General features: G+C 41.3%; 2 protein-coding genes and 1 pseudogene. 2 read left to right on the top strand and 1 reads right to left on the bottom strand.

Going from position 1 to position 8066, the window contains the following annotated elements; genetic code table 11:
• Window positions 1-458: 458 nt before the first annotated feature.
• Window positions 459-902 (top strand): annotated as a pseudogene (locus tag HT701_RS03640) (adenylosuccinate lyase); the annotation flags it as partial.
• Between the two features lie 400 nt (window positions 903-1302).
• Here HT701_RS03640 and HT701_RS11745 read toward each other — a convergent pair.
• Window positions 1303-1458: a hypothetical protein gene (locus tag HT701_RS11745; protein WP_205403483.1), complete on the bottom strand. Its 156-nt coding sequence runs from the start codon at window positions 1456-1458 to the stop codon at window positions 1303-1305.
• Window positions 1459-2072: 614 nt separating this feature from the next.
• On the opposite strand from HT701_RS11745, the gene HT701_RS03635 reads away from it, so the two are divergent.
• Entirely contained in the window at window positions 2073-8036 is a 5964-nt protein-coding gene (locus tag HT701_RS03635) for a DUF1542 domain-containing protein (protein WP_172931232.1), read from the top strand.
• The last annotated feature ends 30 nt before the right edge of the window (window positions 8037-8066 follow it).

The raw sequence follows: 8066 nt of genomic DNA, 5'->3' as shown, positions 1-8066 counted from the left end.
GAGCTGAGGGGATTGAACAGGGCATCGAAAAAGGTTTAGAACAAGGACTTGAACGTGGAAAACTTTTTGCCTTTCTGGATATGGTTCGCCAAGAACTTCTGACTTCCGAGGTTGCCAGCCATCAGCTGGGTATGAGCGTCGCTGAGTTTGAGTCGCTATTGAAAAAACATTACAAATAAGACCTAAAAAAATACAGAGAAACCAGCAAAGACAAGGTTCGCAAAGCATGGTTGGAGTTTTTTGGGAATAAACCTTTTACCCAGGAACCCGAGCGAGCCATCAGCCAAGCAGATCAACTGCTGGACTACAAGAGCTGGTCCGAGGAGGACAGGGAGATGTTTAGTGAACAACGCAGACGCGAAGAACAAGCCTTGTTAGCACAGGACTATGCCTTGGAACAAGCTGAGGAAAAAGGGTTGGAACGCGGTCGTGCAGAAGGGATTGAACAGGGTTTAGAGCGTGGTCACATGATTACAGCCTATGAGAATGTGGCTCTCTGGCATGAACACGACATTTCCCACTCATCAGCTGAGCGTATCATCACACCTGATACGACCATCTTGATTGACTACATGCTCAACCGTTTTGGAAATATCGTCAAGAACTTGACGGTCTTACCAGAAAACATGATCCGCAACATGAACGCGACTTTTGGTCTGATCTTTAGCCAACGTGCCATGTTGACCTTGATTGAACAAGGCATGACCCGTGAGCAAGCCTATGACTTGGTACAACCAAAAACAGCCTACTCTTGGGACAAGCAAGTAGACTTCAAACTACTTCTGGAAGCAGATCCAGAGGTGACATCACGTTTGACACAAGAGGAAATCGATGAGATTTTCAACCATCTTTACTATACCAAACGAGTGGAGCCTATCTTTGAACGTCTAGGATTAGGATAATTAGAAAAAATCGAATTTCTATGACTCCATTTATAGGAGTAGCAGAACTTCGATTTTTATGTTATATCAAAGCCCTTTGCTAAAAAATATAATAGATTGAAACTAGAATAGTACACCTCTGCTTCTAAAACATGGTTAGAAATCGATTTGATTGTCCTGATTGATTTGTCCTATTTCATTTTACTATAGAACCGTCCCATAAGGAGGGAGATTGGAAAATCTCCAGACTAGAGAAGTCAGCGACTTTTTTTGAATCTTGTTCCTTAAAGCTAGTCGTCTTTTTCAAGTGACCTGAATCTGCTTTAAAGCTGCCCTACTGAAGGGAGAGCACAATCAAACTGTGCCGCAATTTCCCTGAAAGCAGCCTCGAGATGAGCCTCTACAAAAGCTTTCAATTCCTCTATTCTATAAGGAAGCTTTCGATTTTTGATGACTGGCTCTTTCCGCTCTCAGTGTCCTTGTTCACCTCATTTCTTTTCCTAGCTGAAGAGAGTTCTGAGACCAAGATCAAAAACTTTGGCTGCCTCGGCAGGTCTGTGTTCTTTTTTGATGCCATCCAATGCTCCTTGTTTAAAATCAGTAGGCTAGGCCATGGCTTTCTGATAACCTGCTTGTTTAAAACTGAGCAGCTATAGTAAGTGGTCAAGACTAGTCAAGTAGTCAGGAGAGGTAAGGAGCCGCTATCTTCTGTTCTATGGCAAGCAATCAGAATAGTTAGTGATATCACTGGCAGTTTCTCTTTTTTAGGCTCTTTGCATGTTGTCATCTTCAAATGATGCCAATGAAAAAGGCGCAACCCCTTACATTTTTTCTACTTATTTTGTCGAGGCTAGTGAAAAAGATAGAGTTATTTTGAAAAAATAATATTTATAGAAATTAAGGGCTGATTGAATCCTAAAGAATCAGAGCATAAGATGTCATAAGAATCGGTAAATCCTTAACAAATTCATAAAATAATGAAAAATATGGATAAAAAACCGAATAAAATTCACGAAAATCGAAAAAAAGTTTTTTTTTTTTAGCAAAATATTAGCAAACAAAAAAGTTGCATATATCTTGGTAATTATGTATCATAGTAACGTAAATCTATGCATAGAGGAAGTCTCCTTCTATAAGGAAGGAGGAGCCTCTCTTGTGTAGAAAAATATAATCCTAAAGGAGATTTAAGTAATGGACAAGAAAGTATCCATGAGTCGTTCTGAGCGCCTGCGTCGTGAGAAGGTCACGCGTTATTCTATTCGTAAATATAGTTTTGGTGCGGCCAGTGTGGCAGTAGCGGCTCTATTTATGTTTTTGGGGAACGGAGCAGTGTCAGCTGCTGAGAATGGCGCAGATTCACAAGGCGGAGCCGCTGTGGCAGCTAGCCCTAACGGGGGAGGGGAGGCTGACCCAGGAGATGGAGCACCGTCTACTGGTGCAGAAAACCAAAAACCTGTAGCGGAAATCCCCTATTCTATACCTAGTGAAAAGAAAATCTTTGTCTATAATGAGGAAGATGCAGGTATTGAAATTCCTGTCCACGATGACAGTGGGAAGATTCGTTATGCAACAGTGAAACAGGGATCAAACCAGAAATTTAACAAAGTTGCAGGAGAAGAAAATAAACTTGACCTTCAATATGGCTATACTGCAACGATAATTAACGATGCTGAAAGTACCGCCGTAGCTGGTACTCCGGCTACTCAAGCTGACCCTGCTAAAATTACCATTTCAGGAAAACCGAATGATGGCCTAAAACAAAATAGTGGTTATACAAAAAATGAGGAGCAGACAGTAAATATTGGGACTCGCTTTGTAAAGGTTGGTGATGAACAAGGTCTAAATAATGTTGGAGACTCTAGGACAAAATCAGATCCAGGATATTTCTATCTTGTCCTTAAATCTCAAACCTACAAATATAGCATCCAGGAACCAGCAAGTAATGCTGATAAAATCAGTGTCTCAAATATTGACAATTTAACTGAACAAGATATTAACAAAATTAAAGAACAGCTTAAAGTTGAATATTCTAAAACTAGCCAGGATGCTAGACTAGCGTCTCAAAGAGGTACTGCTCTAACAAATCGTTCTGAAGTAGTGGAGAGTGTAGATGTAGCGAATGGAAACGTCACTGTAACCTATAAAGATGGTTCAACCGATGTGGTTCCAGTTGCTAATGTAGCACGTACCAATCAACCTCCAACAGTAGACATTCCATATTCTGATCCTACTGCAAGAGAAATCTATGTGTATAGTGGAGAAGACAACTCATTTGATATTAAAATTAAAGATGATGCAGATAAGATTAGGTCTGCTAAACTGCTGAAAGGTGGGAATCAACAATTTAAATCTGTTTCAGATGAAACTGATAAAATTGATACGGAGTATGGATATAAGGCAAATGTTTTTAATTCCGAAACACAAGCGTCAGAGACTAATCCGGCAGTTATTACCTATTCGGGTAGGACAACTGCGACAAGAGATTTGCCACAAAATAAATTGGACGCAGGGACAAAAGGGGAAAATCCTAAACGCCTAGCTTTGGGTTGGCGTTATGTGCGGGTTACAGATCTTGAAGGAACAGACTTTACTGGATCTGGAGTGGGCAAAGTCAATGACCATGCTTTTAATGTTGTCAATAAACCTCAGAGAGAAAAATATGATATAAAAACTCCTGAGGCAGCTGACAAGGTTGTGGTGACCGACCCTGCAGCTGTAACGCCTGAAGAGTTTGAAAAAGTAAAAGAAAAAGTCAAACTTGAATATTCTAAAACCAATCCAGATAGACGGTTAGAGTCTAAGCGCGGTCAAGAAGTGGAGAATCAAAATAGTAAGATTCAATCAATCACAAAAGATGGAAATGATTTACTAGTAACCTACACAGATGGATCAATAGACAGAAGACCACTAACAGAGTTTACGACCCTAAATAAACAACCTGCGATTGATGCAGTGAACAAGGCTGCAGAAGATAAGATTGCAGAAATTAATACTAGTACAGATCCGAATGCTACCGAGGATGAAAAACAAGCCGCTATCGCTAAGGTAAAGGCAGATAAGGAAAAAGCATTAGCAGCCATCAATGATCCTAACCTAACAACAAAAGCTGCCTTGGATCAAGCTCAAACTGCAGGGACAACCGCCATTGCAGCCGACAATCCAGTAGTAGCTAAAAAAGCTGAAGCCAAAGCAGCAATTGAAGCAGCTCGTAAGGCTAAAGAGGATGCCATTAATGCAGACAGAAACTTATCAGAAGCTGAAAAAACAGCAGCTATTGCTAAAGCCAACGAAGCAGCCCAGGCAGCAACAGCGAAAATCGATGAAGCGACGACAGATGCAGCCGTAGATGCTGCGCAAACAGAAGCCACTACAGCCATTTCTAAAGTAAACCCAATCGCTAAAGAGAATGCTAAGGCAGCAGTTGCCAATGCCTTAACAGCTAAAAATGATGAGATTGATAAGCGCACAGACCTAAGTCAAGCAGAAAAAGACGCAGCTAAAGCAGAAGCCCAAAAATTAGCTGATGCAGAATTAGCTAAAATCAACGCTCAACCTGATAATGAAGATACAGAAGATGCAGCTCGAGCAACCCAAAAACTTGTGGACGCTGCAGAAGATAAAGGTGTAGCGGATGTTACCTCTGTAACTCCAGTAGCCAAAGCAGCTGCTAAGAAAGCAGTGGCAGATGAACTAGCTAAGAAAGAAGCAGAAATCGATGATCGCCAAGATCTAACAGCTGAAGAAAAAGCGAAAGCTAAGGCAGAAGCTCAAGCAGCTGCTGACGAAGCGAACAAGGCTATCGATGCTCAACCAGATGTAGCCGCAACACCAGAAGAAGCCAAAGCAGCTCAAGATAAAGTAGATGCCGCTAAGGAAAAAGGTGTAGAAGCGATTAAAGCTGTGAATCCAGAAACAACTGCTAAAGCAGCCGCTGACAAAGCTATTGATGACGCTCTTGCTGCTAAGAACAAGGCTATTGATGAGCGTACAGACTTGACAGATGCAGAGAAGAAAGCTGCTAAAGACAAGGCTAAGGAAGAAGCAGACAAGGCTAAGGCAGCAGTAGCAGCCGCAACAAGTGATGCAGAAGTAGCCAAAGCCAAAGAAGCCGGTGAGTCTGCAGTTGGTGCTGTGAATCCAGTAGCCAAAGCAGCTGCTAAGAAAGCAGTGGCAGATGAACTAGCTAAGAAAGAAGCAGAAATCGATGATCGCCAAGATCTAACAGCTGAAGAAAAAGCGAAAGTTAAAGCAGAAGCTCAATCTCGAGCAGCCGAAGCGAACAAGGCCATTGATGCTCAACCAGATGTAACCACAACACCAGAGGAATCAAGGAAGGTTCAAGGAGCAGTAGATAGTGCTAAGGAACACGGTGTAGCAGCGATTAAAGCTGTGAATCCAGAAACAACAACTAAAGCTGCAGCCAAGAAAGCTATTGATGATAAGCTAGCTGAACAACTAAAAGCCATTGAAAACACACCAGATGCTACGGATGAAGAAAAAGCTGAAGCTGCTGAAAAAGCGACAGCCTTAGCCAAAGAAGCTAAGCAAGCAATTGATATTGCTACAACAGATTCAGAGGTTAAGAAACTTCAAGATGATGCAAATGCTGAAATAGGGAAAGTTTTACCTGTTGTAGAAGATAAACCAAATGCTCGTAAAGCCATTGATGAGCAAACAAAAGCGAAGAAAGAAGAGATTGACGCGCGTACTGACTTATCTCCTAAAGCGAAAGAGAATCTTAAAGATAAAGCAGATCAAATAGCAGCCGAAGCTAAGAAATTAGTAGATGCTGCGAATAAAGAAGCAGATGTTAATAAGATTCAAGACGCGGATAAATCGGCAATTAGAGCAGTTGGGGATATTAACAGACCAATTGATAAAGTGCTAGTTAATGATCCAGCCAACCTAAAAGCTGAGGAAAAAGCTAAAATCTTAGAAGAAGTGAGGAAAGTGAACCCAACAGCCAAAGAGGTTAAATATAACGACGCTGGAAATATTGAAGTTACTACAGCAAATGGTGATAAGGGAATCATTAATCCAACTGATCTGGTGAAAACGTTGGAGAATCTAGATAATGGTAAAGGTGGAAACGATATTAACAAACCACTTGATAAAGTTATCATCAAGGATAAATCGATGTTGACAGAGTCAGAAAAAGCTCAAATTATTGCTGCTGTTAAGTCTGTAAATCCAAATTCTATTGTGCTACTCGATGCAGACGGAACTGTTTCAGTGTCTACACCAGAAGGTCAGACTGCAACGATTCCATCAACTGAGTTAGTGAGAACTAAGGAAGATACAGCTAAATCTGACGCAGGAAATGGTGAAATTGTTAAACCAGCAGATAAAGTGGTTGGTGAACCGACTGATTCAGCTGCACAAGCCAAAGTAGAAGAAAAATTAAGAAAACTCAATCCTGAGGCTAAATCTGTTAAATTTGATGATAAAGGTAACGCTACTGTTACTTTAAATGATGGAACTGTGGCAACAATTCCATGGAAAGATTTATTCAAATCATCGGAAGACGCAACTAAACCAAACGCAGGCAACGACATCGTTAAGCCGGCGGATAAGACGGTTGTAGCGAACTCAGACAAGTTGACAGTTGCAGAGAAGAAAGCTATTGAAGAAAAGGTTAAAGCAGTTAACCCAGGAGCGACTGTAGTAGTGGACGATAAAGGAAATGCCACAGTCACAACACCAGAAGGTAAGACAGCCGTTATTCCAGCAACAGACTTGACGAAGTCAGCAGCAGATGCAGCTAAACCAAATGCAGGCAATGATGTCAATACACCAGCAGCTAAAACTGTAGCAGCGAACCTAGACAAGTTGACAGAGGCTGAGAAGAAAGCTATCGAAGAGAAGGTTAAAGCAGTCAACCCAGGCTCAACTGTAGTAGTAGACGATAAGGGTAATGCTACAGTTACAACACCAGAAGGTAAGACAGCGGTCATTCCAGCCACTGATTTAGTGAAAACACAAGATGATATTACTAAAGAAAATGCAGGCAATGATGTCAATACACCAGCAGCTAAAACTGTAGTAGCAGATCCAGATGCCTTAACTCCAGAAGAGAAGAAAGCTATCGAAGAGAAGGTTAAAGCAGTCAACCCAGGTTCAACTGTAGTAGTAGGCGATAAAGGTAATGCAACAGTAACTAAAGCTGATGGTACAGTTCTGAATATTCCAGCTTTAGACCTAGTAATCCCAGCTGGAAACCTAGCTGACGAAGCTAAGACTGCTAAAGTGAAAACACCAGCATTCCGTACATTAGTTGGAAACAAAGATAACTTAACGGAAGATGAAAAAGCAGCAGTTAAGAAAGCAATTGAAGCCGTCAATTCAGGAGCGACTGTAGTAGTAGACGATAAAGGTAACGCCACAGTAACACTAGATGGAAATACAGTATCGATTGCAAAAGACCAATTAGTGAAAACAGAAAGTGATGTAACAGCTAAGAATAGCGGAGATAACATCAACCTTGACTTTGAAAAAGAAACAGTAGCAGACTTTACTAACTTAACAGATTCAGAAAAAGAAGCTGCAAAAGCTAAGATTAAAGCAGCAAATGCTGATGTAGTAGATGTTCTCTTTGACAAGGCAGGAAATGCAACTGTTGTAACTAAAGATGGCAAAGTTTTAGCAATTACCGCTGAAGCTATCTTTAAACAAGCTCCTTCAGCTCAAAATAACGGAGCTACTAACACTGAAGCAAAAGTGGATAAAGCTAAGTTAGCAGATGCTATTCGTCAGTTAGAAGGACTAATCATCCAAGAATCAACTAAGCTTGATGCAGAAACTGCAAAAGAAGCGACTGACTTATTGGCAGACGCTAAGAAAGTATTTGCCAATGCAGATGCAACTCAGGCAGATGTGGCTGCAACGGTTAAACGTATCGAAGACTTCCTGGCGAAAGTTTCTCCAGCAACTAATCATGCAAGTCCAGCTAATGACCAAGCTGCTCAAACACCAGCTGTAGTTCCAGCTCAAGCAGCAAATGCCAACCAAGCAGCAACAAACGTGCGTACAGTCGCTAAAGAGTTGCCAAATACAGGTACAGCAGATTCTACTGTAGCTATGGTAGCAGCTGCCGCAAGTGCCTTACTTGGTCTTGGTCTTGCAGGCCGTCGTCGTAAAGAAGACGAAGAAGCTTAATTGGTAGATTGTTTGATACTTATCGAATAA

The sequence above is a fragment of the Streptococcus sp. 10824 genome (assembly GCF_013276595.1).
GTDB lineage: Bacteria > Bacillota > Bacilli > Lactobacillales > Streptococcaceae > Streptococcus > Streptococcus pseudopneumoniae.
The sequence above is the reverse complement of the archived record's forward strand: the minus strand, read 5'-3'. Positions and strand labels throughout refer to the sequence as shown.

What these genes read in the sequence shown, in the direction of transcription:
- HT701_RS11745 (WP_205403483.1), bottom strand. Translation starts at nt 1,458, where the DNA reads ATGGCATCAAAAAAGAACACAGACCTGCCGAGGCAGCCAAAGTTTTTG.
- HT701_RS03635 (WP_172931232.1), top strand. Translation starts at nt 2,073, where the DNA reads ATGGACAAGAAAGTATCCATGAGTCGTTCTGAGCGCCTGCGTCGTGAG.